This is a genomic window from Bradyrhizobium ottawaense (genome assembly GCF_900099825.1).
Lineage (GTDB): Bacteria > Pseudomonadota > Alphaproteobacteria > Rhizobiales > Xanthobacteraceae > Bradyrhizobium > Bradyrhizobium ottawaense_A.
Genome location: NZ_LT629693.1, coordinates 7120599 through 7145014 on the forward strand (window position 1 = coordinate 7120599; position 24416 = coordinate 7145014).

Below are 24416 nucleotides of genomic sequence, written 5' to 3' on the forward strand. Positions count from 1 at the left end.
GAGACTATGATGTCCAGGAAGACACTCTTGACGCTGTCCGTCAGCGTGACGCTCGCAACGATTTCGTTGGCGCCGACCGCGGTGTTTGCGCAATTTCCCGGTCCGCCTCCAATGGGGCCGGGCGGTCCTCCGCCGATCGCGGCCGGCGGTCCTCCCGCATTCGCAAGTCCACCTCCCATGGGGCCCGGCGGTGCGGGCCATGCCGGCCTTGGCGGTCCGGCTCCTCGGTTGGGTCCTCGCGGCGATCTAAGGGCGCTTGGCGGCGTCCGCGCCGGCGGTCGTGACGGACCCACGGTTGCACGCTCGGTCCAGGCTCGCTCTGCATTGGTCAGCGACAGCCGTTCCGGAAGCTTCAGCCATGGCTATGGCGGGCGGCGTTACGGCTATGGTGCAGCAGCCTATGCCGCTGGAGCGTATGCCGGCTATGCCTATGGCAACTCGAGCGGTGACAATTATTCCGATAGCGACTGCTACTACGCCTACCGCCACCACCAACGCGTTCTGGTTTGCAACTAACAATCACGGACCTTGGCGTTGCGTCTGTCCAGTTGGTTGGGACAACAACGTCTGGCGAACGTAGGACTTAATCAGTTCCAGCACGAGCTTGTGAACGCGCTCGTTTGACAAAGTCATTTATAAACTATACCGTATAGTTTATTAAATCAAAGACCGCTACGACCGCGCTCTGGACAGAACGAGTGCGGGTTTGAGCAATCGCAAATCAAGGGCACCGAACCATGAACTTTCAGCCTCGACCCCACCTCACGACCGCCGACCGGCGCCCGCCGTTCGATTGCATAGCGCTGCTGTTACAGGGCGGCGGCGCTCTGGGGGCTTACCAGGGAGGCGTCTACGAGGCCCTGGCCGAAGCCAACATCCATCCCGATTGGATTGCCGGCATTTCGATTGGAGCGATTAACGCTGCAATTATCGCTGGCAATCCTCCCAATTCCCGAGTTGACCGGCTTCGCGAGTTTTGGACGCAGGTGACGTTGGACGCGCCGTTCACCGATTTGATGAATAGCGATCACACCCGCAATTTTCTCAATCAGGTGAATGCGAGCTTTGCGGCGGTGTTTGGCGCAAACGGATTTTTTTCTGCGCGGCCACTGGCGCCGTGGCTGCAAGCGGGTGGAACGCTTGCCGCCACGAGCATCTACGACACGAGGGCGTTGAAGACGACACTGGAGCGCCTCGTCGATTTCGATCGTATCAACGCCGGTATGACGCGGTTCAGCGCAGGTGCCGTCAATGTGAGGACCGGCAATCTGGTCTATTTCGACACGGCCACGCACACGATTCGGCCCGAGCACATCCTGGCGAGTGGGGCGCTGCCGCCGGGCTTTCCGGCGGTCGAAATCGATGGCGAACATTATTGGGATGGCGGCCTCGTATCCAACACTCCATTGCAGTGGGTGATCGAGTGTGGCGCCCGTCAGGACACGCTTGTGTTTCAGGTCGATCTCTGGAGCGCGCGCGGCCAGATTCCGCGCAATATGGCCGACGTCGTCACGCGTCAAAAGGAGATTCAATACTCGAGCCGCACGCGAGCGAGCACAGACCAGTTCAAAAGCCTGCACCGGTTACAGCGAGAGTTGGCGGCTCTCTTGAGCAGGCTGCCAGAAGATCTGCGCGAGCAAGAGGACGTCAGGCTGCTCAGGACGGCTGCCTCTCACAACGTGCACAGCCTCGTCCACCTGATCTATCGCGCGCGGGACTACGAAGGCCACTCCAAGGACTACGAGTTCTCCCGCCTCTCGATGCAGGATCATTGGCGCGCCGGTTATCACGATGCGTTGCGCACCCTTCGTCATCCCGAGGTGCTGGCCCGCCCGACCAGCGCGGACGGCGTCTCCACATTCGATCTTGAGCAGGATGGGCGCGAGTAGGCCAGGCCGGTCATTCCAGTCACAGGAGAATTCAATGCACGAGAATGAAGTGGTGAGGCGGGCGTTCGCGATGCCGCTCACCAATCCGGCCTATCCGCCGGGACCGTATCGCTTCGTCAACCGTGAATACCTGATCATCACCTATCGCACCGACCCGGCGAAGCTGCGATCGGTTGTTCCGGCTCCGCTCGAACTTGATGAACGCGAAGCGCTGGTCAAATACGAATTCATCCGCATGCCGGATTCCAATGGTTTTGGCGACTACACCGAGAGCGGCCAAGTCATCCCGGTGTCGTTCCGCGGTCGCAGGGGCGGCTATACCCACTGCATGTTCCTGAACGATGAGGGACCGATCGCGGGCGGCCGGGAACTCTGGGGCTTTCCGAAAAAGCTCGGCCAGCCGACGTTGCGGACCGAGATCGATACGCTCATCGGCACTCTGGATTACGGTCCGTTGCGGGTAGCAACCGGCACGATGGGATACAAGCACCGCGAAGCCGACCTGGCGCAAGTCAAGGCCGCTCTCGAGGAGCCGAACTTCCTTCTCAAAATTATTCCGCACGTCGACGGCACTCCGCGGATCTGCGAGCTTGTCGAATATCACCTTGAGCAGCTTGTCTTGAAAGGGGCGTGGACCGGACCCGCGGCTCTCGCCTTGACGCCTCACGCCCTGGCGTCCGTGGCCGATTTGCCGGTTCTCGAGATCGTGTCCGCGATCCACATCCGCGCAGACCTTACCTTGGGGCTGGGCAAGGTCGTTCACGACTACCTGCAACAGCCGGTTCGACGCCCGGTCCGGAGCTACGAGAGAAGTCTGGTCACATGATGGGCGACCTCGATCGGCTGCGCGAGCCAGGAAGCAGCTCGGCGTCGAGCCGCAAGACCGTCACAGATCAACAAGGAAAGGCGAAATGGATATTTTGAAAGGTAAAGTCGCAGTTGTGACCGGCTCGACCAGCGGCATCGGTCTCGCGTATGCGCGGGCGTTCGCGGGTGCTGGCGCCAACATCGTGCTCAACGGGATTGGAGCACCGGCCGATGTCGAAAAAACGCGGACTACAATCGAGAACGATTTCGGGGTGAAGGCCATCTATTCGCCCGCGAATATGGCTGAGCCAGTGGAAATCGCCAACATGATCTCGTTTGCCGAGAGGACGTTTGGTCGCGTGGACGTGCTCGTCAACAATGCCGGCATCCAGCATGTCTCGCCAATCGAGGATTTTCCGGTCGAAAAGTGGGACGCGGTCATCGCAATCAACCTTTCCTCCGCGTTCCATGCGATCCATGCCGTCACTCCTGGCATGAAGCATCGAGGGTGGGGCCGTATCATCACCACGGCCTCGGCGCATTCGCTGGTCGCGTCTCCCTTCAAGTCGGCTTACGTCGCCGCGAAGCATGGCATCGTGGGACTCACCAAGACGGTGGCGCTGGAGCTCGCCCGGTCGAAGATCACCTGCAACTGCATCAGCCCCGGCTACGTCTGGACGCCGCTGGTAGAGAAGCAGATCCCGAACACGATGAGGGCGCGCAACATGGATAGGGATCAGGTGATCAACGACGTCCTGCTCGCGGCGCAGCCAACGAGGGAATTCGTCACGGTCGAGCAGGTAGCGTCGCTCGCGCTTTTTCTGTGTGGCGAAAGCGCCGCGCAAATCACCGGCGCCAACCTCTCTATCGACGGCGGCTGGACGGCCGCGTAGGGCCCGCCGAAATGCACACTGGCTCTCAAAACGCACGGTGAAAGAAGATGGCCGACGAACAGCTGCGATAGACCAAGAGAAGACAACAATACCCAACACCTGCGACTGCCTTACTGAACATCAACCAATTCCTCTGGAGAGAAGATCATGAACAAGCGACTGATCGCGTATGTCATTGGCTGTACCTGCCTTACCCTGGCGACTGCTGCCGAAGCCCGAACCTCTTACGACGGTCCCTGGAATCTCGTCTTCGTTACGCAACGCGGAAGCTGCGATCCGACCTATAATTTCTCAGTGAACATAAGCGACGGCGTTGTGACGCATCCCAATCTGGTGAAGTTTAGCGGGTATGTCGGAAGATCGGGCGCGGTTCGCGCGTCGGTGACGGTCCACGACAAATACGCATCAGGGGCGGGGAGGCTGGCGCGAGACGCCGGCCGCGGGACCTGGAGCGGCCACGCAGGAGGTGGGCGCTGCTCGGGATATTGGACCGCGCAACGAAACAACTAGCACGCAATCACCCCGAAGCCTCAAGGGCAGGCCGGGCCGAACGTGCTGTTCGAGGCTGGGCTGGCGATGGGCCGGCGTCCCGCTAAGACGGTGCCGGTCAGGCCTATCGGCCATATCTCTCGGTTATCGCAGCCGCGACGAACTTTCTGCGTCCGGCACTGCCCGGTCTTGTGCCATGGGCGGCGCACCAGTCTGGGAATGTGGCGGGGTCGATATAAACACGCAGCACGACGTGTCCATAGGCCTTGAGCCCCTGCTCCATTTCCTCGGCCATCTTCAGCCATTCTTTCCAGCTCGGTGGCATCTTGTCACCATCGTCGAAAAGTTGCAGCAACGCTGGATAATCTTCCTCCTTGATCCAATAGGCCCCGACTGCGGGAGGCAGATTATCCTCGGAATTCGTCATACGTGTTCTCCCTGCAGATGCTGCCTGTCACTGACACGATCGAGGCGGGTCGTCCGCCTCGAACTGCCGTAATCAGTGATTCGATCATTGATGAAAGTATCTCCGAATTGAAACGCTTCCCCTTGCAAAGTCGAGACCGCTGAACTTCCGCCGCATTCCCGGGATGCCGATGGCGGCGTAGGCATGTCAGTTCCTCCGCCATCCCACCCTCCGCGTCGCTCCATAACGAGCCGAAGACCATCGCGTCAAAACTTGACCTTTGTTCTCGCCCAAGCGGCCGTTTCTGATCGGCCGCTTATGGCGCAAAGCTGCCGCCCGGTGAATGTTGGATTTGGAATGCCGATCTGCCGACAGATGCAGTCGTCCTCATAGTCCTTCGATCAGCGCCTAACTTTGGGCGTCGTTTGCGCGAAACACCGCCCCGCACCTGGGGGGATTCAATGAGACGTGTGTCCCGATCGGCCGCTTACGGCGGCGGGTTCAACCGATCGCTGCAACACATTCTGTAAGGTTTTCAGCTGGGGTCTGATAGAGCAAGGAAGCACTATCTCCTAACCGAGCGGCCCGGGGTCTCGGAGATAGTTGCTTTGCCAGTGCCTTAAACCAGGGATCGGTCAGCGGGGTATAGGTCGGCTCTGGCACAATACCGTTAGGCCGCGCGCCGGCCAGTGCCGGTCCCCGAATAGCGGACAGCCTCAGGCTTTGATGTCATTTGCGCTTTCGGCGGCAATAAGATGCGTGACTATCACCTCGGCCTTGAGGAAACGCCGCACGTGTTCCTGCAGCACGCGATCTGCATTTGTCACCCGCTTGTGCTGACGGAGGTGCTCCAGCCACGAATCGAGCAAGAAGGTTTCTAAAAACCGGCCCTCGTCGGCGGTATCTTGGAAGATGGCCCACGCATAGGCGCCATCACGTTTGCGCTCGCGCGAAAGCGCTTCGAGCGCTGTAAGAAAAGCTTCGCGGCTGGCAGGGTCGATACGGTACTCGACGGTTACCATGACTGGGCCTGCGTCGTTTTCGACTGCGTTCGTTACGATAGGTTCTGGCCAGTGCATGGACGGCGATAGATCGATGCCCGCGCCGGTCTGCAATTTCCAGCGTCGCGTCAGCGGTATCGCCAGAAGTGCGCCTGCGGCTGCGATGAAATGCGTAGGGGGTAGTCCCGTCAGGCCGGCCAGTTCCCCCCACAGCAAACTGCCCGCGGTCATCGTTCCGAAAAAGGCCGTCACATACGTTGCAAGTCCACGACCGCGAACCCAGTCCGGCAGACCTGGGCCGACATATTAAGATTTGCGACAACCACAATCCATGACATCCCCGCGATCAGGCTTGCGCAAACGGCCACGACTGGTTCACGGGCAACTCCAAGCAGAACCAGCGTGATTGCGGTGCCAACTTCGCCCAACGTCACCAGCCCGTTGGTACCGATTTTTGTCTTCAGACGCGGCAACATGAATGCGCAACCGACCGCGCCACACCCGATTGCGGCCAACAGGCCGCCGTAAAGTTCGGGACCGCCGCCGATCTGGTTGCGCGCCACGAGTGGAAGCAGCGCCCAGTACGCGCTGGCGAACAGGAAAAAGCTCACGGCACGCGGGAGAGTGGCCCGCAGACGCTGGTTGTTCAGGGAATAACGGATGCCAGTCCGGATGGCACTCTTGAAGCGTTCCACAGGAAGCGTGCGTAGATGCCCATGAGAAGTCCGCCACCACAGAAACACGACGATCACACCGACGTTGCTGAATGCATCGACCCAGAACGGCGCGGCGATACCAAATCCTGCGATGATTACGCCCGCCAGCGCCGGACCCACGGCACGGCTAATATTAACGCCTACGCTATTGGCAGCCTGGAGCGTTGCAGCGATCGAGACGCCTAAGAATCAACTTTCGCGAGATTTTCGGTGCGGTTCGAGTTTCGACTTTTTCAACAGTATCGGCGCAAAGCGGACATTCAACCAACCCGCGAGGTCGGCTAAGTGCCCCATTTGCAGACTTTCAGCGTCGCGGGCGATAAGGCCGATGGGGGAGGCATCCGAACTGGATTTCAGTTCTGAGATCAACGTGCGATCGGCGGCATCCAGTACAGTCCCCGATCCTCTGGAATTCAAGCCGCTCCGACGGCTGCGCTCGGCAAACCGATTTGGAAGGCAAGAACCGGAGTGCGACGAGCCACGATTTCAGACCAAGTCGCTTCGCCCGCAGCGGCTCTTCTGGTCTGACGCCATCCGGCGCAGCCAAGGTGCCAGGCTGATGATGCCGGAGAACAGGAGAGATGGCGCCCAACCGATCCGAAGATTTCCCATCGTTGCTGTTCGTGCACAACGACCATGAATTCATCATCACCGCGGTGCCCGATGGTGCCGACGTCTTGCTCCACATCGCCGATCAATATGGCCGGATGCTGTTACCTGTTTCGACGAGAGTGCCGGGCACAAATGCGTGGCCAAGTGGCCGCCCGAACCATCGACTCATCGGTGTCGCAATGGCTGAACTGCGGAGATCGGTCGAGCGCCTCGCCGGTGAGAAATTCCTGAATTTCCTGGAGACGCCGCGAGCGGCGAGCGACTTTCGATGGACCTCGGCCGAACTGGAAGCAGCAAAAACAATTGACTGGTCGAAACCCGCTGCGACGCTTGTTCACCAAGGATATTATTTCCTCATCGGCGCCTTCGTCACGCCGGAGCGGATGGTGATTCTGCTGAGAGATCCGGATGGGCCTTTCGATGCGCCGATGTCCATTCCGAAGGAGTCGATGATGCGCTCGGAAGCGAAGGGCGGGGATCCGCTCGACTTCGGCGTCAATATCATGGTCGACCGAATCCGCGGTTGGAATGCGCCGCGTACCGAAGCGTTCGTCAGGGACACGCCTCGGCTCGTCGTGGACACGCCTTTCCACCGGCAAAATTGATTCTACGTCAAGCGGACTGTTCTGAACCGATCGCCGATACTGCGATCAATGCCTTCGAGGGCGTTGACCGAAGCCTGACAGGTGGGCCTCACCGAGTTCGTAGGACAATTCCTCGGTGAGAGAGAAGGATACGTTGAACCCCTCCGGCGTGCCGATCGTTAGGATGCGGAGGTTGTCCGGCCCTTCCTCGATCTGAAACTCTTCCGCCGGATAGGTGATGCGCGTCCGCGGGTCGCCGTGCGCCCGTTTCACGGCCGACGACGCTATCGTCGGCATCGTCATCAACAGCGATGACAGCGTGTCGATGTTCATTATGGTGCCCACGGTCTGACCGGCGGAATCCTTGATGATCAATCTGACCGCCGTACCGTCGGCCGCCGTCTCGAAATTGATCAATCTGTCGATCTGAATGTCGGTCATTGTGACGTCTTCTCTTTAAGCTACGGGGCGCCGTTCCGGCCATTGGCGCCAGCGTCGCCTGGCGCACTTGTGCGACCGATCTGCATTACGGCCTCGCAGCCTGCGCGCGCCCGGCCGATCTCGGCGCTGCGGATGTCAGTTTCGACCGCGCACCTCCCACAGTTCAGCGCGACCGCCGACATGGGCGTTTCACTTCGCGCTCGCACAAGCGGCCTTGCAGGCGGATGCTGTCGCATTGCATTGCGCCACGCAGGCGCCGGACAATCCGCAGTTCTGTGAACATGAGAAATTCGCGGAATCGCAGTTCGTCACGCATTCCTTCGGAGCCTGAGCCTGCGCCAGGTTGAAGCGCGTCGCCCCATTCCCGGCATGGCAAGCAGTGACCGTCAAGAAGATCGTGCAGATGAGAGCGACGTACTTCATCGAGCTTTTCCATGGCTAAACGCACGTTCGAGTACCCAGAGTGGCGCGAAACTTTATTCGGAACCGACTTGTGCTGCTGGTCTTTCCTATTTTTCATCGTCGCTCGCCGGCAGCGGTCCGCGCTGCGGCAACGCCGCGTTTCGCGCGTGCTCGAACCCCTTGGGATGGGGGCCGGACTGAATCATGCCGTCAATTCGCGTCACCGTATCGCATTGCGGTGCGGATGCCGTTCCCTCGCACAGCGCGAGCAGCTTGGGATGTAGTCCGTCACCGCGCGCAGCGGCGATCTCGAGCAGATCGAGGAATGACGTCATGTTCCGATGTCTCCAATGCGGGCCACGATTCTCGGCGCGGCGTTCGCGGACCGCACTCCGATTCGTGACGTCGAACTCGGAAGAGCCGCACAGGGCGATCGGTTGTCGACACTTGTCGCGCTGTGGCATGCTCCCGCGATTTGAAAGCAAGAAACGGAGCGTGGCGCGGGAATCCCGGCCTGTATTCTGACCATGAACAACGAGCGGTGGCCGCGAGCGCATCATCTGGGCTGCCTAAGGCCCGACTGCGGCCGGCCGTGCTGCCAGGCTCGCAACATCGGAATAATCGTCATGCGAGGAAATGTGGAGGTTCGCAGGTTGGTGGGCTTCGAAACCGCCAACGACGGGACAGCCGTCAAGTTGTTCGCCGAGGACGTCGCCGGCCGCGAGATGGCCATCAACATGAAGATCGAGACGTTGACCGCGTTGCTCGTCACGTTACCGAAGATGGCGTCCAAGGTCATCAAGCGATGGCAGGGCGATCCCAGAACGCGGATAGCCTATCCGCTGACCGACTTCCGCATGGAGCTGAGCCAGGACGGCCGCCGAATCCTCACGTTCGGGACGCAGGAAGGCTTCACGATCTCGTTCAGCCTTGGCGAACAGTTGTCGGAAAAAATGGGCCACGCCCATCTGAAGAGTGACGGCTAGGGAGCGAAAACCGACCAGCCGGCGATCGCTTTCCCGTCTTAGGATTTGGTAGTCTTGTAGGCATCGAGCGCAACGACCCGATCATCGACGGCGGGCGATGCGACGGAGAACTGGTGGGCCATTGCCTCGCGACCCGTAGGATCGAGCCTAGTTCTGTTCGAGACCGTGATGTCGATCGCAACGATGGCATTCGGGTCTTCCGCCGGATCCGCGATCCGGGCCTCATCGGCGCTACGGATGACCAGCCGCTCACCCTTAGGATCGGCTAGAGCCAGCAGACTGAGGCGCCGAAGCCCGACGCGCGCCAACGGCCAGTGTTCGATCAGAGCGGACCACTTTCCGTTGTCCTTCAAGATGCCGTTAAGAACGCCTTGGGAAATCGGATCGTCGGGAGCCAGGGCTCCGAGGCTGCCGATCACGTCCAACACATGTGGTCCGGACGGCAGCTCGACCATCAGACCCGTCTTGCCCCCATCGAATCGCACCAGCTTCATGTTTCCCTCCGCAACGGACCGTGACGGTCAGACCATAGTCGGCGGCGGGAGATCAGAACTTCGGTTCTTATCTTCAAACCGAAATCGGCGCGACCGCATGTCGCCGCCGGACGGTTTGAGGACATCAAACGGAGTGCGTATCGGGGCCGCGAGTCTAGCTTGCGCGACCATGTGTCTACCGTTTCCGACAGTGGGACCGGAGGATGTTTCGAAATGCGAGGAACAGGGTCATGGACAGCCGGATCGGTCTCGAAGCGAGCTCGAGCTACGAAAACGAATATTTCCAGTTCATTTCGATGAAGGGAAAGCTCGGCATGGTTCTCGCCGCTGTCAGTCCGCGCGGCCTCTCGGCGTTGCTGCTCGGTGACGATCGAGAAGAGCTCGAGCGGGATCTTCGGCGCGAGTTCCCCGATGAGCAGCCGGTCAGCGGCGGTTACGGGCTTGAAGGCATCGGTTCGAGCATCGTCAGCTTTACCGAAGATCCCCGCATCGGCGTTAGTCTGCCGCTGGACATGAGGGGCACGGCCTTTCAGAAGCGCGTCTGGGAAGAACTTCGATCCATCCCTCCCGGCGAACAGCGCACCTATTCCGAAGTCGCGGGGCGGATAGGCATACCCGGCGATTCGTTCGCCATCGCTCAGACGTGCCTCGCCAATCGAATTGCGATTGCAATTCCATGTCATCGGGTCATCGCGGACGACGGCGAAATCGGCGTCTACCGGTGGGGGCGCGAGCGCAAGCGCGCCCTTCTACGCGCCGAGGCCAACGCGCAGTTCGGCTCGAAATGCCCTCACTACGCGTTTCGGGACTGAACGCGCGACGAGCGCGCGCACCGAGTTGAAGTTTCGGCGTGACCGCTAGTTGACGCGCGAAGCTGGAAACGACGGCAGCTCGATCGACGTTCCGTCAGGATCGGTCAGGAAGAGTGGCGGCGAGCCGGACGACGGCGCTGGCGGACCTTCGAACACGAAACATACCCGCTGCGGATCGGGCAGCTTTATGGGTCGTCCGGAGGCGAGCAACATCACTCCGATCCCATTTCGACCCATCACGACGACCTGGCTGTCCGATCTTGCGACGGCATTCCAATTCTCTTCGACGGCAAGGCCGATATTCCTGTGGTACCAATGAATGGATTTCTCCATGTCGGATACGAACACCACCACGTTGGGTGTCGTTGGAGCAGCCGTCATGCACGGACCCAATTCGGCCTCGACACTTTGGACCGATAGGCACCCGAGCACGACGATCACAGCGCCCCAGATAGGCCGCAACGCACGTCGGCTCATGTTTCATTCTCTTTCATATGGATCGGTGCGCCAGCGTCGATCCGATGTCCGACGGGATCACTCCGTTTTTTGCCTTTGAATTGATCGTCGGCGCAGCGCGCCCTCCATTCACCATCCGGGATAGAGCAGCAGCCGCCCCCAACTCGCGAGCGCGCCTCGTCGACGCATTTCCTCGATCGCGTCGGCCGCATGCCACGTGCATGGAACGCGGCGAAGCCAGCAGTTGTCCTTCTTCCCCCGATAGAGCCAGATTATCGAAGCCGCGAGCATCTGCTGGGCCGGCGTCATCGCGCGGTAGTCGGCTCGCCAGCGTTCCATGCCGGTCGGATCGACCGCGTCGGCGTAGTAGTCGTACCCGCGAGGGCGAATGGTGTGATGATGTCTTCCGGGGCCATCGCTTGCGAACAGCGGCGCAAGCGCAAACCGCTCTATCGAAGCGCGAAGATGATCGTAGAACGGTGCCAGGCCGAAGAAGTTGGGCCTCCACGGCATCGCGTCCGTAAAGTCCGCGAAAACCGCAGCTTCCGCGTCGGTCATATCGAGCCGGGCTAGAACCAGTTGCGTCAGCCGATAGTCGGGGAATCGCTCCTTGGCGCGAGCGCTATCGAACGCGGAAAGTGCGAGCAGTGGCAGAACGATGCGATCGTTCGGTCGGTTGAAATTGTCCAGCTCCATCGAGCTCGGCTTGTCGCACATCGGTTCGTCTTGTCGTTCGTGGAGAGACTAGGTGGGGTCCGGACTAGACGGGCTGCCCGACGCCCTCACTCCGATTTCTGCCGTCGAATCGCGAAATCGTCGCATCAGGCGAGGCGCGTCATCGTGGTGTCGGCCATAAGAAAGACTTCGCCGGTAACGAACCGCAGCTCGAGGTCGCCGTCATCGCGCGCGTGCCATTCCGCGTATCCGTCGTTCACGAACTGGCTCAAGTACATCATGACCAGCGATTTCGCCGGATCGTCGCTGAAGCGCGCCACGACATCATCCACGCTCGCCAGGGTGCCGCAGGCCTCATTTCGCCCTATCTTGCCGTTGACCCCGCCGATACGGAACATCGTCTGGAACTTCCTTGAGATGGGCCCCTGATGTGGGGATTACCCGGCAATTTGTGCGAGAGCATCCATTATGCGGCCGAATTGCCGACTTCACCCTATGTCAAGCATGCATACCTGTTTGCGGCACTCCGGATATCATCTTCAAATTCCTGAAGTCGCAACCGGATTATAAAGCTTGCGGAAGGTTAGATTGATGCGCATTCGGCCCAAGGTCGGATGCAAGCTCTCCTTCAGTTCCACTACGCCATGGTAGCAAAGACGCGCGGGCCCGCCCCACACCGCGACGTCGCCATGGCGCAGTGCATACCTTCGGACGGGATCTTTTCGCCTCAGGCCACCGAACTGGAACGTCGCTGGAAGCCGAGGGAAACGGATACGATCGGTCTTTCGAAGTCCCTCTCGTTCTTGTCCTGGTGCAACGACAGGCGGGCGCCCGGTTCGTATCGGTTGATCAAACAGGCGTCGGGCATAAAGCCACGGTAGCCCGCGGCTTCCGCCGCTGCGGTGGCCAGCCTACGGAAGCTTTCGGGCATGGGCGGCCACCGCTCGCCGCTTTCGGGATCCAGAGCGTCGTAACGATATCCGCTGCGGTCGGTGACCCAACCGGCCGCGCCGCAGTTGGTCATCGCAACTGACATCACGAACCCGCCGGGCGTCACCATATGCCGAAACGGCGAGCGGGCCGTGATGGCATCGAGGCCGATCAGAACGTTGCGTTCGAAAGCAAGGGCGGCGCCGCGCAACAGATACGCTCCCTCGGCGATGGTTGCCTGCGGCCGCTCTGAAGGGTCTATGGCATCGAACGGGTCATTCATCGGGTGTCATCGACGCTTTGGTCCGACTTGCTTCGATTCTGCCGGCCGTTTCGAATCCGCGTCTCGATCGCGTGGGATGCGCCAGAGATACCAGGCCGCAACGGTGCGGTGCGGCGCCCACTCCTTGCCGATTTCGCGGAGCTTGTTGGGTTTCGGAAGTTCGGCCAGGTTCTTGAGTTTGCGGTAGCCGTCGCGTACGCCGAAATCGTCGACAGGCAGGATGTCCATGCGCTCCAGCGAGTACATGAGCAGCATTTCGACGGTCCACCTCCCGATTCCCTTGATCTTCGTGATGCGCTCGACGAGCTCCTCGTCCTCCATTCCGACGGCGTCGCCTCGCGTCGGCACCAGTCCCGACAGCGCGCCGTGGGCGATCGCCTTGATCGTGGCGATCTTGGCCGCCGAGAAGCCGCAGGCGCGCAGCGCGTCGAAGTCGCTACGGAGGATGTTCTCCGGGGTCGGGAACGCGACGTCCGGATGCAGCGCCTTGAGCCGACCGATCATCGCGTCGCCCGCTTTGGCGGTGAGTTGCTGATATCCGATCGCCCGGACCAGCGCCTCATAGGGTTCGCGCGCGGCCTTGGGATCGTGGCGACACGGGCCGACCCGGGCGACCAGGTCGGCCCAGTCGGGATCGATCTTCCGGAGAAAGGCGACCGATTTGCTGTAGCGCGCGAAGGTGGCCATTGGTGCAGGGACGAGTGCTTTCGGGCGGTAGATAGTATTCTCGCCGATTTCGACGAGGTAGCGGGCCATCGAAACGATCAGCCCGCTGCGGCCGCGGTCTTGCGGGATTCTCGATCAAGCAGGACGCGCTTCCGCTCGACCCCCCAAGCGTATCCGGAGAGCGAGCCGTCGTCCCTTACGACCCGATGGCAGGGAATCGCCACGGCAAGCTTGTTGGCCGCGCATGCGCTGGCGATGGCACGGGCCGCTTTGGGTGCCCCGATCCGCCTGGCGACTTCCGCATAGGACACGGTCTGGCCAACGGGAATCTCCTGCAATGCCTGCCACACACGCTGCTGAAAGGCCGTTCCCCGGATATCCAAAGGAAGGCCGAGCCCGATCGCCGGCGCTTCGATGAAACCCACGACGCGCGCCACCAGCGCCTCATAGTTGGGATCGGCGCCGGCCAGCTCAGCCTTCGGGAAGCGATCTTGGAGATCGTGAACGAGTTTGTTCGGATCGTCGCCCAACAGGATGGCAGCGACGCCTTTTTCGCTCGAGGCGACCAGGATCGAGCCGAGCGACGTCTCGCCGACCGCGAAGCGAATTCTCTCGTTGACGCCACCCTCGCGATAACGGCTCGGCGTCATTCCCAGCATGTCGGTCGACTTGGCGTAGAAGCGGCCACTCGAATTGAAGCCGGCGTCGTACATGGCCCCGGTCACGCTGCTTCCCGTCTCAAGACACTGACGCACTTTTGCGGCCTGATGCGCCGCCGCGTAGTCCTTCGGCGTTAGTCCGGTGACGGCCTTGAAAACGCGGTGGAAATAGCTGGAGCTTCGCCCGACCTTGCCCGCAAGCTCGTCGAGCGAGGGTGGCTCCTCGTTCTCCTCGATGAGACGGCAGGCCTTGGCGACGAGCTTCGCGTTTTCGTCGTCGAGCGAAAGTCCGTCGGGATGGCACCGCTTGCATGAACGGAAGCCAGTGGCCTTGGCCGACGCCAGCGTGTCGTGTAGCGCGACGTTCTTGGGATTTGCGGTGCGAGAGGGGCACGACGGGCGGCAATAGACCCCCGTCGTCGTCACGGAATACCAGAATTGACCGTCGGCGGTCTTGTCTCGCGCCAAGACGCGCGCCCAGCGCGGGTCGTCGGCAACGCCAATCAATTTCAATTTGCTTTTGTCTGCGGTCATCACGGTTTCTCTCGGCTTCATCGGGTCGGTGGTGTGGGTCAATTTGCGGAATGGCGCCGAGATCGCTCTCCGATCCTTGCTTTCAAATCCGGACCCGCCGCCAGCTCCGGGACATTGGCGCTCAACGAGAGCGCCTAGCCACCCGATTTCCGAACAATCGAAGACAGGCCCGCCAAGGGTCGTCGCCCTGCATTTCCGGAGCGAGCTCATGCGATCTCAGTTTCCCAAAATCTGGAAGCAGGAATCGGAGTGTGCGCGGCCGACCTCGAATGTAGGTCGACGCTGTCTCCGTCACGGGCGGTCGGAGCGGATTTAATGGGGACGCCCGACGAGCATCGATATGAAAGCGGCAACCGCGGACACGACCACGGCGAATCGGAGATCGTTCGCATTCTCAACCGACGTCAAGCCTCCGGTAGTTACCCGGTCTCTGCTGCAGGTCGGCGGCATGGCGGAGATCTACCTGAGGGACGCGCCGTACCTGCGGCTTCTGAGCGAGGAAGAACGCGAAGCCTCCCTCGACGCGATGTTGAGGGCGAAGCCCGAAGGCAGCGTATGGATCTTCGGCTACGGTTCGTTGATCTGGAATCCGGCGGTCAAATTCGTCGAACGACGCCTCGCAAAGGTCGAGGGATGGCATCGCTCGTTCTGCATGTCGATCGTCGCGGGTCGAGCTTCCCCCGCCTCACCGGGATTGATGTTGGGCCTGGACGGCGGCGGGGAATGCCTTGGAAGTGCTTTCCGGCTCGACGACGCCGACGTCCGTTCGGAATTGAGCCTGCTTTGGCGACGAGAAATGTTGTGTCGCGGAGCTTATGTCCCAAGGTGGTTGGAGCTCCGTGATGAAGACGGGGTGGGCTTCGGCCATGCCGTCGCCTTCACGATCGATCCGGAGGGCGAAAAGTACGCCGGCAACGTGCCCGCTGAGGTCGCGGTGCGACGCCTGGCCTCTGCGTCGGGCGGGTTGGGATCTTGTGCGGACTATCTCTTTCAGACGCGAGACGGACTGCGCGCCCACGGCATTCCCGATCTTGCCCTCGAACACCTTGCCAACCGCGTCGAGATCGCCCTCGCGGCGTAAGGAGGCGCGGGCCGCTGCGGCAGCGGCAGGTCGGGCCCAGAGCCGCAGCTCGAGTACGTCGTATCCAGACGGACAGCGGACGTGGTTGTGGGGCAGTCGTTTTCCGCGATGCGAGCTTCCATGATTTGAGAACAAGGACCGGAGTGTCCGTGGATCCGGAACGTCTAGCGTGAACGTCATGCTCAGCTAACGGGAGAAGGGCCATGAACTTCGCGACACGCCTCGCCGACGGGGAAACGGCCAACGCGGCCGACATGATCGAATACGGAATCGACGGTTGCGATCTCGGAAATGTGCTGGTCGCACGCAGCAAGATTGGTGTCTGCGCGATCTTGCTGGGGGCGAACCAGGACGAGATGGAGCGGAGCCTCGCTGCGATCTTTCCGATGAGCCTATTGGTCCCGAACAAGCCTCACGTTCGTGACGAGTTGGCTAAGGCGGTGCAGTTCATCGCGTCGCCGAAGGACGATCTTGATCTCGAGCTCGACGTGCGCGGGACACCTTTTCAGCATCGCGTCTGGGACGCATTGCGCACCGTGAAATCCGGCCGGCCGGTTACTTACGCGCAGCTTGCCTGTCGGGTACACGGACCGAAGTCTTTGCGCGCTATCGCGCAAGCCTGCTCGGAGAACCCAATCGCCCTCGCAATACCGTGCCATCGTGTCATGGGAAACAGCGGATCTACCTCTGGCTATCGCTGGGGCGTCGAGCGGAAGCGGGCGCTGGTGAATCGCGAAGTCGCCGCGGCGTAGTCGCTAGGCAGTCCCACGGCGCCCTAGTTTTTGACGACCATGCACAGCCGATTCCAGCCGGTGAGCGCGGCTCCGATGCAGAGAGCGAGCGAGGCCGGCCAGGTCGGGTTTGGTAAAAACCCCAGGAAGGCGGCGGCGCCGCCGATCGAAAGCACGAACGAGCGATCGGCCTTACCCAAGGGACCTTCAACGCGGCGCCGGTCGCCGAACGCGAGGCCGGCCAGGCCGGCGAATTCGCTCAGCACAACGAGCGCGATCACGATCGAGCCTTTTGCGACGGTGCAAGACGAGATGAACATCAATGGAAGAAATAAAGCGATCTCGGAAAGGATGTCGCCAGTCTCGTTCAGCACGCCACCCAAGCGGCTCTTTTGTCCGAACTCGACCGCCAACGTGCCGTCGAGCGAGGCGCAGGCGGTCCGGACGAGGACCCACGTCGGAAGAATCCCGAAAAGCGCGGGCCTGTCGGGAAACGCACAGAGGACGGAGCCGACCGCGATCGATCCGGCCAACGACGCCAACGTCACTTGATTCGCTGTGACCCCGGTCCGCGCCAGCAGCGCCGCGACAGGATACAGCAGTCTTTTCAGCCTGGGTTTGAGGAAAGTCAGCGTCGTTCCCGTCAGAAACGTAGGTAGTTCGCGATCTCGGCGCCCGCGACGAGAATCGTCGTTGCCGCAGGATTGTCCCATCGCTGAAATCAGGCGGCGATCGCGGCTTCGAGCGCCGCGACGTTGCGGGTCCGGGTCGCGATAGCGTCGATATTCTGCAAAGTCCGGCGGAGAGCGCTGCTCGAGGTGGCTTGTGTGTAGTGAAAATAGATCACGTCGACACCTACTCTGGCGAAATCGCGCTCCAGCCTGTTGCCGTTTTCAGTTCCACGCCAGTCGTCGCCCTTGAACAACAGGTTGAAACGCAATTCCTTCCAGATCTCTATCTTGTCGTTCGTCATCGCGGCGTGCGCCATGTTCACGTACCGGACATTGCGAACGATCTCGAGTCGCTCGAGCAGCGGTATCACGGGCGTCACGCCTTTGTGTCGGATCAGCACGTCGTCCGCGACCACGCCGGCGATGAGATAGTCGCAGTTCTCCTTCGCCTGCCGTAGAATATTCAGGTGCCCGATATGGAAAAGATCGAAGGCGCCCGGCACGTACCCGATACGGATCATTGTAGTCGTCTCCCGATTTTCGCGTGATCTTGATGATGTCGGTCGACGGGCGTCGCAGCGCTCCGCTTCCTGCTCCCCAATTGAATTACTCCAATCGATCTGCGCCTCGTCGAAGCGGCGACGAGTCGGCGACATCGATATGGGGGCAAGAAACGGAGTTCGGGCGCACCCGCGCACGAATAGGCACGGGCGGCGTGATCACCTCTTCGGTGATCGCGGACAACCCGAAAGGCATTTACATGAGCTTGCAAGATGACAACAAGGCGATCGTCGGTCAGTGGTTCGATCGATTCTGGGGAAAGACCTTCGATGCGAGCGTGATCGAGCAGATCGCAGCGCCGGACATGCTGCTGAAGTATTCTCTGCACGAACCTCGCCGAGGGCGGGCGGATATCAAGAACTTCATCACCGATTTCCGCGCCGCATTCCCCGACCTGAACTTCTGGGGTACGGCCGATCTTCTCGCCGAGGGCGACTACGTCATCGGACAATGGGAAGGCGGCGGCACCCACACCGGACCGGCGTTCAAGGATTTCCTGGCTGGCAGCCTGTCTGCCAACACGGGCAAGACGATGCGCTTCACCGGCGTGACCATTCTCAAGCTGAAGGATGGCAAGATCGTCGAGGAAATCGGCCTCGATGACGGCGTCGCGTGTTTGACCCAGCTCGGCATCCTGAAGGCTGCCTAACTGCGTGAGGCCGTCGTTCGAAAGAACGGCGGCCTTTTGGCAAGCGTACGCTTGCCGACGATGAAATTCCGACCGAAATAGCTCGCCCCCTCGGATCCTGGTCGTTCGCTTCGGCGCCCGCGTCGCGCGCCTGGAGGTGAGATCGCGCTCAGCGTCGCGAAGCGACGGATATCCGGAGTGACCGTCGGGGCCATCGCAAAAAGCCAATTTGAAAGCAAGGCACGGAGTGGGGACGGGAGCAAAAGGGCAGATGCTCCGGATTGATACGGAGGAATACTGTCATGAATACGCCGGCCCCCAACACGACCGAGCCCGAGATCCTTCTTTTCGGCTATGGAGAAACCGAGCTCGGGCAGATCGTCGTGGCCGAAACCAGGCGCGGCGTTGCGGCGCTGTTCCTCGGCGAGGATCGAGCCAAGCTGTTCCGCGACCTGGAGCAGGCGTTTCCGTGCACGCGGCTCGTTCTCGATCAGGCCGCCCTTGAGACTACGATCAGCCGTGCCATCTCGATGATCGATACGCCGCGCGCCGCAGTCGAGTTGCCGCTCGATCTGCGTGGATCGCCCATCGAAATGGCGGTCTGGAAGGCGTTGATGTCCATCCCGATCGGGGAAACACGGACATATGGCCAAATCGCAAAGAATTTGCCGATCGCGGCGACGGCTCAAGAGGTCGGTGCGGCTTGCGCCGCAAATCGCATTGCCGTCGCCGTGCCGTGCCACCGCGTCGTGAAGGCCGACGGATCGGTTGCCGGTTATCGTTGGGGCGTGAAGCGCAAGCTTCGATTGATCAATAGAGAGGGTATCGACCTATGACCGCGAATGTGAGCCAAATGAAAAACGGGACTGAGAAGACCACCAAGGGAAACGGAGCCACGGTGACGGCGGCGATTCAGGCGCGCGTGGAGCGCGTCGACTGGGAACGGATCTACGCCGATCTCGACGCCCAAGGTTGGGCCATCGCGCCGAAGCTTCTGACCCACGCGGAAGCCGATGCGGTCGTCGGCCTCTACCATCGGGGTGACGGCTTCCGGAGCCACGTCATCATGGGCCGGCACGGTTTCGGTCGCGGTGAGTACAAATACTTCAGCTATCCGCTGCCGCCGATCATCCAGGCGCTGCGGGCGGCGGCCTATCCCCATCTGGTGCCGGTCGCAAACAAATGGCACGAGCGCATGAGCAAGGACGTGCGGTTCCCCGCGAATCATGCCGCATTCCTCGATCGCTGCCACAAGGCGGGCCAGGTCCGTCCTACGCCCCTTCTGCTGGAGTACGCGCCTGAAGACTACAACTGTCTTCACCGTGATCTGTATGGCGAGCACGTCTTTCCGATTCAGATCGCGATTCTGCTGGACCAGCCGGGCGAGGACTTTGAAGGGGGCGAGTTCGTCATGACCGAGCAACGCCCTCGGATGCAAACGCGCGCAATGGTCTTGCCCCTCAAGAAGGGGGACGCTGCCATCTTTGCCGTGAACAGTCGACCGATGAAGGGTGTTCGTGGCGACTACCAGGTGAAGCTCAATCACGGCGTCAGCAAACTCTACTCGGGGAAACGCCATACGGTCGGCGTGATCTTCCACGACGCGACCTGAGTCGCATCAGAACGCCCGAATTATGATCGGGCTAAAATTCGATCTTAATGACGTGCGCTGATCGAAGGTATCCGGACTAGCCATCTTGGGTTTGGGTCAACGCTGACCTGGTCGGAGCGTCCGCTTCTGGCGCGCAAAGCGGTCGTTGAGGTGTGGATAGATCTCGCATTAGCCGAAAGACCGAGGTCAGCTATGTGCCACACGGAAACTGCACCGACGGTACTCCTAGGCCCACAACTGAAATCGGAAATTGTCCCGGCCGATGGCTCGCAAGGTGCTGACCAGCCTGAAATCGATTCTGAAGGATGCCCAGCGTCGCGGCAATGTTGCGCAGAACGTCGCCCGCGCTGTGGTGATCAAGAAGCGGACGGAGAACGTCAAGCTGAAGGTCGGCGTCGATATTCCGACGACGCAAGAGGTCGGGGTCATCATCGGCGCCGCGAAGGGACGCTGGAGGCCGGTCCTGATGACGGCGGCATTCGTCGGGCTCCGCGCTAGTGAGCTACGCGGGTTGCGCTGGAAAGATGTAGACTTGAAAGGGGAGAAGATTCACGTCCGGCAGCGCGCCGATCGTCTCAATCAGATCGGCCGACCAAAGTCGGCCGCCGGCGATCGAGAGATCCCGCTGCGGCCCATCGTGCTCCAGACGTTGCGGGAATGGAAATTGGTCTGCCCCAAAGGTGACCTCGGTCTAGTTTTCCCCAATGGCGATGGTGGGATTGAGAACCTGTCGAACATCCTGCAGCGAGGTTTTCAGCCGGCGCAGGTTACCGCGGGCGTCATGGTCCCGGCCAAGGATGAGCACGGCAAGCCGCTTCGCGACGGGAATGGCAAGCCGGTCTTCGTGGCGAAATATTACGGAATACACTCGCTGAGGCACTTCCACGCCAGCTGGCTAATCAACCGAAAGGCCGACGGGGGGCTGGAGCTTCCGCCGAAGGAGGTTCAGACGCGACTGGGTCACAGCAGCATAACCATGACGTTGGACGTTTACGGTCATCTGTTTCCACGGGGCCGCGAGGATGTGGAAATTACCGACCTAGAGCGATCGCTGTCGCTTGCTTGAGTATAGGCGCGACATGAGTGCGACATAACGGCAAAAAATATAGCAAAATCAATGTAGTGCATCGGAATCGAAATCCGATGCTCTATCCAGCTGAGCTACGAGCGCTTGTGGTTCGGTCGATTATCAGACTTGGCCGGACAGGGCCAGCAGCGGGCGGTCAAAAGCAGGGGTGCCGCCGGCGGTCCTGACCGATATAGGCGGCCGCGCCCCGGTCGCAGTGGTTGGTCGAGGGGCCGTCATAATAGGCAAATGTGCCGGGCTGCGGGCCGGGACCGTAATTATGGAGGTAGCTGATCGGGTAAGGCAGCGGCCAGTAGTGGCGGTAATGATGGTGCCGGTAATGCCGCGCCTCGGCGAGGCTGGGCGCCAGGGCCGACACGGAAAGCAGGGCGGCGGCAATCAGAAACTTGGCTTTTGTCATCGCGATTCTCCGGAAGTCCTGCTGGAAACTACATTTTCGGCCGGTCTGGGTTCCATTTAGCGCGGAATGGGACGAAAAGCTGCGGGAAAACCGCCACAGCGCGTCAATTTTTAGCCGCAACGGATGCTTAACGAATTACCAACACAGTCCGGCCAGAGTCCTGCGGTCAGGTCCGTTCCTTGAGGCCTGACCGCCCCGCGTCCGACAAGGCACCCCGGTTCCGATCGATCCATGCGCATCACGTCCCTCATCCTTCTGGTCCTGACTGTCCTGGTCGCTGCGCCCGCGCGCGCCGAGCTGCACATCACACGCGACCACGGCGGCTACGTCGAGGAATACAAGGCCAAATATGCGCGCATCCGCGACCGCAAGGAACGCGTCATCATCGATGGCATCTGCAATTCGGCCTGCACGCTGGTGTTCGGCATCGTGCCGATGAACAAGATCTGCGTGACGCCGAAGGCCAGCCTCGGCTTCCACCAGGCCTATTACGACAAGGCCTTCACCTTCGGCATCAAGGTCACGAGCTTGGACGGGACGTCGGACCTGATGTCCTATTATCCCGACACCGTGAAGGACTGGATCCGCCGCAACGGCGGGCTCACCACCGAGATGAAGAAGATCAAGAACGGCAACGACCTCTGGAAGATCGTCGATCCCTGCCCGGAAGAGTGGTAGCCGGGATTCACCGGCGCGATCCCGTGACATGGTCTGGTGCCTCGCGTGGTTAAGCGAACCTGCCTGATCTCGGGAACATTGTGACCTGATCTTAACCCTTTCCCGCTAGTTTCGGGTCTCGTGGCGCGACCGCACAGCTTCGCGGTGGTCGCGCGCGGCGTAGCAAGGGCGTTTCATGACTTCGACTGTCAATGGTTTCACGGCAAGCCAGATCGCCGTGCTGCCGACCTCCACTGTGTCGCAATGGACCAGTGCCGACGTCGCGTCATTGAGCACGGCGCAGGTTGCGGGCATCACGGGCGATCAACTGAATTCGCTGTCGTCGTCCGCGGTCGCGGCGTTCAGCCCGTCGCAGATCAGCGCCATTTCCTACGACACCTTCCTCGCGCTGTCGGGCGGGCAGACCGCAAATCTCACCGCCACGGAAGTAGGCGCGCTCTCTAATGTCCAGGTCAAGGCGCTGACGCCAACGCAGCTCAACAGCCTGACGAGCGCGGATCTGAATGCCTTGAACGTCGTCAGCCTGACCGCGGTGCAGGTCCGCAGCCTGAACACCACTGCGATCGGCAACCTCTCCACCGCCCAGGCCGATGCGCTGATATCAGCGCATCCGGGTGCGCTGTCGCCGACCCAGATCGGCGCGCTGACGACGGGCCAGCTCAACGGCATCTCGCAGTCGTCGCTGCAGTCCCTCGACATCAGCGCGCTGTCGACCGCGCAGCTTCAAAGCCTGACGACCGCGACCGTCGGCAACCTCGCATTCTATCAGCCGAGGTGGCTGTCCACGACTCAGGTCGCGGGTTTGACCGCGACGCAAACCAGCGGCCTGTCGCGCGCCGCGGTCGCGCAGATGACCGATGAGCAGGTTGGGAAGCTTTCAGCGGCCGCCGTCGCCGGCCTGTCGCAGGCGGGGATCGCAGGGCTGGGCAAAGGCCAGATCCGCGCGCTTTCGGTCGCCGCGCTCAACAGCCTGTCGGCGACGCAGATCGGCGGCTTCTCGTCGGAGCAGACAAAGGCGCTGACGGCGAGCCAGCTCAACGGCCTCAACCAGGCGAACCTCAACGCGCTCGATGTCGGCGATTTCACCACCGCCCAGTTGCAGGGACTGAGCGGACTGACCAACCTGAGCACCGCGCAGGTGAGCCATCTGTCGCAGGTCCAGCTCGTCGCCCTCGATCCATCGCAGCTCGGCAGTCTCGGCGGCGGCAGCGTCAGCGCGCTGTCCACGCAACACCTTGCGCAATTGTCGGCGCAGCAGACCGCGTCGCTGCTTGCCAATCAGGCCGACAGCCTGTCGGTCGCCCAGATTTCCTCCTTCACGGACAAGCAGCTCTCGACCACGACGGTGGTCGGCGCCACGAACGGCCTGCAGTTCAACCTGTCCTGGGGCTCGAGCACGGCGAATGCGCCGGCCGGCTTCCGCAATGCGGTTGTCGCCGCCGCGGCCGGCCTTTCGAACCAATTCGGCAACAACACGGTGGTGAACATCCAGGTCGGGTATGGCGAAGTGGCCGGCTCGCCGGTTTCGCCGGGCGCCGCCGCGCAGAGCGTCAGCTATGCGCGCGGTGTCAGCTATTCCGCGCTGGCGACTGCGATCCAGGGATATGCCGGCAATTCGGCGGTGCAGGGCACCGCGGCCGCGAGCCTCGGCGGCAGCGACCCGACCAGCGGCGGCAGTTTCGCGATCACGACGGCGGAAGCCAAGGCGCTTGGCATCAGCGGCGCAAGCGCCAACCTCGACGGCTATATCGGCCTTTCGAGCGCGATCCCCTTCGAGTTCAACCAGAACGCGGTCGCGGGCAAGTATGACGCGATCGGCGCCATCCAGCACGAATTCAGCGAGATCATGGGCCGGCTCTCTTCGGTCGGCGCCGGCCTCGGCCCGAACGTCTATACCCCGCTCGACCTGTTCCGCTACACCTCGACCAACAACGCCGATCCCTCGGCCGGAACGCCGATCCGCGCCTTGACGCAGCAGAGCGGCAACGTCCAGTACTTCTCGATCAACAACGGCAATCCGAATCTGGGCGGCTTCAATTCCTCGACCGGCGCCGCCGACTATGGCGACTGGAACGCCACGATGGGCACCGATCCGTTCGGCTTCAGCTTCTCCGGCGTCACGGAGCCCTTGAGCGGCAACGACGTCGTGGTCATGGCCGCGCTCGGCTGGAATCCGACGGCGCTGGGCGTGACCCACGCCCAGGCCGCCGCGACTTACGCGCTGGTCTGATT

28 protein-coding genes and 2 pseudogenes are annotated in these 24416 nt (G+C 61.3%); 15 read left to right on the top strand and 15 right to left on the bottom strand.

The genetic code is table 11. The features are described 5' to 3' along the window. Positions 1 to 9: 9 nt before the first annotated feature. The 4 genes from BLR13_RS33515 (at position 10) to BLR13_RS33530 (ending at position 3589) form a co-directional block, all read left to right on the top strand. Complete coding sequence (locus tag BLR13_RS33515) at positions 10 to 516, top strand: hypothetical protein (protein ID WP_074830778.1); 507 nt, start codon at positions 10 to 12, stop codon at positions 514 to 516. Positions 517 to 737: 221 nt separating this feature from the next. Then, complete coding sequence (locus BLR13_RS33520) at positions 738 to 1889, top strand: DUF3734 domain-containing protein (RefSeq protein WP_074814574.1); 1152 nt, start codon at positions 738 to 740, stop codon at positions 1887 to 1889. Between the two features lie 34 nt (positions 1890 to 1923). Beyond that, the gene (locus BLR13_RS33525) at positions 1924 to 2715 is read left to right on the top strand and encodes an acetoacetate decarboxylase (RefSeq protein ID WP_074814571.1); all 792 of its coding nucleotides are present in this window, start codon (positions 1924 to 1926) and stop codon (positions 2713 to 2715) included. Between the two features lie 85 nt (positions 2716 to 2800). Continuing rightward, positions 2801 to 3589 carry a 3-hydroxybutyrate dehydrogenase gene (locus tag BLR13_RS33530; protein ID WP_074814569.1) on the top strand — a complete coding sequence of 263 codons (789 nt, stop codon included), beginning with the start codon at positions 2801 to 2803 and terminating at the stop codon, positions 3587 to 3589. A gap of 613 nt (positions 3590 to 4202) precedes the next feature. On the opposite strand, the gene BLR13_RS33540 is transcribed toward BLR13_RS33530, so the two are convergent. Both BLR13_RS33540 and BLR13_RS33545 read right to left on the bottom strand, forming a co-directional pair. Then, positions 4203 to 4505, bottom strand: coding sequence for a hypothetical protein (locus BLR13_RS33540; protein WP_074814565.1), 303 nt, complete (start codon positions 4503 to 4505; stop codon positions 4203 to 4205). A 695-nt stretch (positions 4506 to 5200) separates the two neighbouring features. Next, positions 5201 to 6321 (bottom strand): annotated as a pseudogene (locus tag BLR13_RS33545) (MFS transporter). A 461-nt stretch (positions 6322 to 6782) separates the two neighbouring features. Here BLR13_RS33545 and BLR13_RS33550 point away from each other — a divergent pair. After that, complete coding sequence (locus BLR13_RS33550) at positions 6783 to 7418, top strand: hypothetical protein (protein WP_074814557.1); 636 nt, start codon at positions 6783 to 6785, stop codon at positions 7416 to 7418. Positions 7419 to 7463: 45 nt separating this feature from the next. On the opposite strand, the gene BLR13_RS33555 is transcribed toward BLR13_RS33550, so the two are convergent. The 3 genes from BLR13_RS33555 to BLR13_RS33560 form a co-directional block, all read right to left on the bottom strand. After that, positions 7464 to 7838 (bottom strand): hypothetical protein, encoded by a 375-nt coding sequence (locus BLR13_RS33555; protein ID WP_074814554.1) that lies wholly within the window; start codon positions 7836 to 7838, stop codon positions 7464 to 7466. A 163-nt stretch (positions 7839 to 8001) separates the two neighbouring features. Further along, positions 8002 to 8358, bottom strand: a complete 357-nt coding sequence (locus tag BLR13_RS40760; RefSeq protein ID WP_143039574.1) for a hypothetical protein — start codon at positions 8356 to 8358, stop codon at positions 8002 to 8004. Then, positions 8348 to 8575, bottom strand: coding sequence for a hypothetical protein (locus BLR13_RS33560; RefSeq protein ID WP_074814552.1), 228 nt, complete (start codon positions 8573 to 8575; stop codon positions 8348 to 8350). Before BLR13_RS33560 ends, BLR13_RS40760 begins: the two co-directional genes overlap by 11 nt. A gap of 291 nt (positions 8576 to 8866) precedes the next feature. Between BLR13_RS33560 and BLR13_RS33565 the strand changes: the two genes are divergently transcribed. Further along, a complete protein-coding gene (locus BLR13_RS33565; protein WP_143039573.1) occupies positions 8867 to 9226 on the top strand; it encodes a hypothetical protein in 360 nt (119 codons plus the stop codon). Positions 9227 to 9264: 38 nt separating this feature from the next. Here BLR13_RS33565 and BLR13_RS33570 read toward each other — a convergent pair whose 3' ends face one another. After that, the gene (locus BLR13_RS33570) at positions 9265 to 9720 is read right to left on the bottom strand and encodes a hypothetical protein (protein WP_074814543.1); all 456 of its coding nucleotides are present in this window, start codon (positions 9718 to 9720) and stop codon (positions 9265 to 9267) included. 230 nt (positions 9721 to 9950) lie between these two features. Here BLR13_RS33570 and BLR13_RS33575 point away from each other — a divergent pair, with 230 nt between their 5' ends. After that, positions 9951 to 10532, top strand: a complete 582-nt coding sequence (locus BLR13_RS33575) for a methylated-DNA--[protein]-cysteine S-methyltransferase (protein ID WP_074814540.1) — start codon at positions 9951 to 9953, stop codon at positions 10530 to 10532. 45 nt (positions 10533 to 10577) lie between these two features. On the opposite strand, the gene BLR13_RS33580 is transcribed toward BLR13_RS33575, so the two are convergent. The 6 genes and pseudogenes from BLR13_RS33580 to ada all read right to left on the bottom strand — a co-directional run bounded on the left by BLR13_RS33580 (position 10578) and on the right by ada (position 14735). Beyond that, a complete protein-coding gene (locus tag BLR13_RS33580) occupies positions 10578 to 10913 on the bottom strand; it encodes a VOC family protein (protein WP_074814537.1) in 336 nt (111 codons plus the stop codon). Between the two features lie 204 nt (positions 10914 to 11117). Then, positions 11118 to 11705: a hypothetical protein gene (locus tag BLR13_RS33585; protein WP_074814534.1), complete on the bottom strand. Its 588-nt coding sequence runs from the start codon at positions 11703 to 11705 to the stop codon at positions 11118 to 11120. A 104-nt stretch (positions 11706 to 11809) separates the two neighbouring features. Continuing rightward, a complete protein-coding gene (locus BLR13_RS33590; RefSeq protein WP_079587398.1) occupies positions 11810 to 12061 on the bottom strand; it encodes a hypothetical protein in 252 nt (83 codons plus the stop codon). Between the two features lie 141 nt (positions 12062 to 12202). Further along, positions 12203 to 12876: pseudogene (gene alkB, locus BLR13_RS33595) on the bottom strand (DNA oxidative demethylase AlkB). Positions 12877 to 12882: 6 nt separating this feature from the next. Next, on the bottom strand, positions 12883 to 13632 hold the full coding sequence (locus BLR13_RS33600; protein WP_197679498.1) for a DNA-3-methyladenine glycosylase family protein: 750 nt from the start codon (positions 13630 to 13632) through the stop codon (positions 12883 to 12885). 8 nt (positions 13633 to 13640) lie between these two features. After that, on the bottom strand, positions 13641 to 14735 hold the full coding sequence (gene ada, locus BLR13_RS33605) for a bifunctional DNA-binding transcriptional regulator/O6-methylguanine-DNA methyltransferase Ada (protein ID WP_074830772.1): 1095 nt from the start codon (positions 14733 to 14735) through the stop codon (positions 13641 to 13643). 448 nt (positions 14736 to 15183) lie between these two features. Between ada and BLR13_RS33610 the strand changes: the two genes are divergently transcribed. Both BLR13_RS33610 and BLR13_RS33615 read left to right on the top strand, forming a co-directional pair. Continuing rightward, positions 15184 to 15816 (top strand): gamma-glutamylcyclotransferase, encoded by a 633-nt coding sequence (locus tag BLR13_RS33610; RefSeq protein ID WP_074830768.1) that lies wholly within the window; start codon positions 15184 to 15186, stop codon positions 15814 to 15816. 203 nt (positions 15817 to 16019) lie between these two features. Beyond that, the gene (locus BLR13_RS33615) at positions 16020 to 16568 is read left to right on the top strand and encodes a methylated-DNA--[protein]-cysteine S-methyltransferase (protein ID WP_074814528.1); all 549 of its coding nucleotides are present in this window, start codon (positions 16020 to 16022) and stop codon (positions 16566 to 16568) included. A gap of 23 nt (positions 16569 to 16591) precedes the next feature. Here the strand turns inward: BLR13_RS33615 and BLR13_RS33620 are convergent, their stop codons facing one another. Both BLR13_RS33620 and BLR13_RS33625 read right to left on the bottom strand, forming a co-directional pair. Continuing rightward, positions 16592 to 16960 carry a hypothetical protein gene (locus BLR13_RS33620; protein WP_172805577.1) on the bottom strand — a complete coding sequence of 123 codons (369 nt, stop codon included), beginning with the start codon at positions 16958 to 16960 and terminating at the stop codon, positions 16592 to 16594. A gap of 308 nt (positions 16961 to 17268) precedes the next feature. After that, positions 17269 to 17739, bottom strand: a complete 471-nt coding sequence (locus BLR13_RS33625; RefSeq protein WP_074814523.1) for an adenylyltransferase/cytidyltransferase family protein — start codon at positions 17737 to 17739, stop codon at positions 17269 to 17271. A gap of 239 nt (positions 17740 to 17978) precedes the next feature. On the opposite strand from BLR13_RS33625, the gene BLR13_RS33630 reads away from it, so the two are divergent. The 4 genes from BLR13_RS33630 to BLR13_RS33645 all read left to right on the top strand — a co-directional run bounded on the left by BLR13_RS33630 (position 17979) and on the right by BLR13_RS33645 (position 21085). Then, positions 17979 to 18428, top strand: a complete 450-nt coding sequence (locus BLR13_RS33630; RefSeq protein WP_074830762.1) for an ester cyclase — start codon at positions 17979 to 17981, stop codon at positions 18426 to 18428. A 281-nt stretch (positions 18429 to 18709) separates the two neighbouring features. After that, on the top strand, positions 18710 to 19243 hold the full coding sequence (locus BLR13_RS33635; protein WP_074814520.1) for a methylated-DNA--[protein]-cysteine S-methyltransferase: 534 nt from the start codon (positions 18710 to 18712) through the stop codon (positions 19241 to 19243). A gap of 17 nt (positions 19244 to 19260) precedes the next feature. Next, positions 19261 to 20019, top strand: coding sequence for a 2OG-Fe(II) oxygenase (locus BLR13_RS33640; protein ID WP_091977675.1), 759 nt, complete (start codon positions 19261 to 19263; stop codon positions 20017 to 20019). A gap of 262 nt (positions 20020 to 20281) precedes the next feature. Continuing rightward, entirely contained in the window at positions 20282 to 21085 is an 804-nt protein-coding gene (locus tag BLR13_RS33645) for a tyrosine-type recombinase/integrase (RefSeq protein ID WP_074814518.1), read from the top strand. A 157-nt stretch (positions 21086 to 21242) separates the two neighbouring features. Here the strand turns inward: BLR13_RS33645 and BLR13_RS33650 are convergent, their stop codons facing one another. Further along, positions 21243 to 21506 carry a hypothetical protein gene (locus BLR13_RS33650; RefSeq protein ID WP_074814515.1) on the bottom strand — a complete coding sequence of 88 codons (264 nt, stop codon included), beginning with the start codon at positions 21504 to 21506 and terminating at the stop codon, positions 21243 to 21245. A gap of 231 nt (positions 21507 to 21737) precedes the next feature. Between BLR13_RS33650 and BLR13_RS33655 the strand changes: the two genes are divergently transcribed. Next, complete coding sequence (locus BLR13_RS33655; protein WP_074814513.1) at positions 21738 to 22184, top strand: hypothetical protein; 447 nt, start codon at positions 21738 to 21740, stop codon at positions 22182 to 22184. Positions 22185 to 22359: 175 nt separating this feature from the next. After that, positions 22360 to 24414, top strand: coding sequence for an NF038122 family metalloprotease (locus tag BLR13_RS33660; RefSeq protein WP_074814511.1), 2055 nt, complete (start codon positions 22360 to 22362; stop codon positions 24412 to 24414). The last annotated feature ends 2 nt before the right edge of the window (positions 24415 to 24416 follow it).

Coding starts and splice junctions, on each gene's coding strand:
- BLR13_RS33515 (WP_074830778.1), top strand. CDS start 10: ATGTCCAGGAAGACACTCTTGACGCTGTCCGTCAGCGTGACGCTCGCA.
- BLR13_RS33520 (WP_074814574.1), top strand. CDS start 738: ATGAACTTTCAGCCTCGACCCCACCTCACGACCGCCGACCGGCGCCCG.
- BLR13_RS33525 (WP_074814571.1), top strand. CDS start 1,924: ATGCACGAGAATGAAGTGGTGAGGCGGGCGTTCGCGATGCCGCTCACC.
- BLR13_RS33530 (WP_074814569.1), top strand. CDS start 2,801: ATGGATATTTTGAAAGGTAAAGTCGCAGTTGTGACCGGCTCGACCAGC.
- BLR13_RS33540 (WP_074814565.1), bottom strand. CDS start 4,505: ATGACGAATTCCGAGGATAATCTGCCTCCCGCAGTCGGGGCCTATTGG.
- BLR13_RS33550 (WP_074814557.1), top strand. CDS start 6,783: ATGGCGCCCAACCGATCCGAAGATTTCCCATCGTTGCTGTTCGTGCAC.
- BLR13_RS33555 (WP_074814554.1), bottom strand. CDS start 7,838: ATGACCGACATTCAGATCGACAGATTGATCAATTTCGAGACGGCGGCC.
- BLR13_RS40760 (WP_143039574.1), bottom strand. CDS start 8,358: ATGAAAAATAGGAAAGACCAGCAGCACAAGTCGGTTCCGAATAAAGTT.
- BLR13_RS33560 (WP_074814552.1), bottom strand. CDS start 8,575: ATGACGTCATTCCTCGATCTGCTCGAGATCGCCGCTGCGCGCGGTGAC.
- BLR13_RS33565 (WP_143039573.1), top strand. CDS start 8,867: ATGCGAGGAAATGTGGAGGTTCGCAGGTTGGTGGGCTTCGAAACCGCC.
- BLR13_RS33570 (WP_074814543.1), bottom strand. CDS start 9,720: ATGAAGCTGGTGCGATTCGATGGGGGCAAGACGGGTCTGATGGTCGAG.
- BLR13_RS33575 (WP_074814540.1), top strand. CDS start 9,951: ATGGACAGCCGGATCGGTCTCGAAGCGAGCTCGAGCTACGAAAACGAA.
- BLR13_RS33580 (WP_074814537.1), bottom strand. CDS start 10,913: ATGACGGCTGCTCCAACGACACCCAACGTGGTGGTGTTCGTATCCGAC.
- BLR13_RS33585 (WP_074814534.1), bottom strand. CDS start 11,705: ATGTGCGACAAGCCGAGCTCGATGGAGCTGGACAATTTCAACCGACCG.
- BLR13_RS33590 (WP_079587398.1), bottom strand. CDS start 12,061: ATGTTCCGTATCGGCGGGGTCAACGGCAAGATAGGGCGAAATGAGGCC.
- BLR13_RS33600 (WP_197679498.1), bottom strand. CDS start 13,632: ATGGCCCGCTACCTCGTCGAAATCGGCGAGAATACTATCTACCGCCCG.
- ada (WP_074830772.1), bottom strand. CDS start 14,735: ATGACCGCAGACAAAAGCAAATTGAAATTGATTGGCGTTGCCGACGAC.
- BLR13_RS33610 (WP_074830768.1), top strand. CDS start 15,184: ATGGCGGAGATCTACCTGAGGGACGCGCCGTACCTGCGGCTTCTGAGC.
- BLR13_RS33615 (WP_074814528.1), top strand. CDS start 16,020: ATGAACTTCGCGACACGCCTCGCCGACGGGGAAACGGCCAACGCGGCC.
- BLR13_RS33625 (WP_074814523.1), bottom strand. CDS start 17,739: ATGATCCGTATCGGGTACGTGCCGGGCGCCTTCGATCTTTTCCATATC.
- BLR13_RS33630 (WP_074830762.1), top strand. CDS start 17,979: ATGAGCTTGCAAGATGACAACAAGGCGATCGTCGGTCAGTGGTTCGAT.
- BLR13_RS33635 (WP_074814520.1), top strand. CDS start 18,710: ATGAATACGCCGGCCCCCAACACGACCGAGCCCGAGATCCTTCTTTTC.
- BLR13_RS33640 (WP_091977675.1), top strand. CDS start 19,261: ATGAAAAACGGGACTGAGAAGACCACCAAGGGAAACGGAGCCACGGTG.
- BLR13_RS33645 (WP_074814518.1), top strand. CDS start 20,282: ATGGCTCGCAAGGTGCTGACCAGCCTGAAATCGATTCTGAAGGATGCC.
- BLR13_RS33650 (WP_074814515.1), bottom strand. CDS start 21,506: ATGACAAAAGCCAAGTTTCTGATTGCCGCCGCCCTGCTTTCCGTGTCG.
- BLR13_RS33655 (WP_074814513.1), top strand. CDS start 21,738: ATGCGCATCACGTCCCTCATCCTTCTGGTCCTGACTGTCCTGGTCGCT.
- BLR13_RS33660 (WP_074814511.1), top strand. CDS start 22,360: ATGACTTCGACTGTCAATGGTTTCACGGCAAGCCAGATCGCCGTGCTG.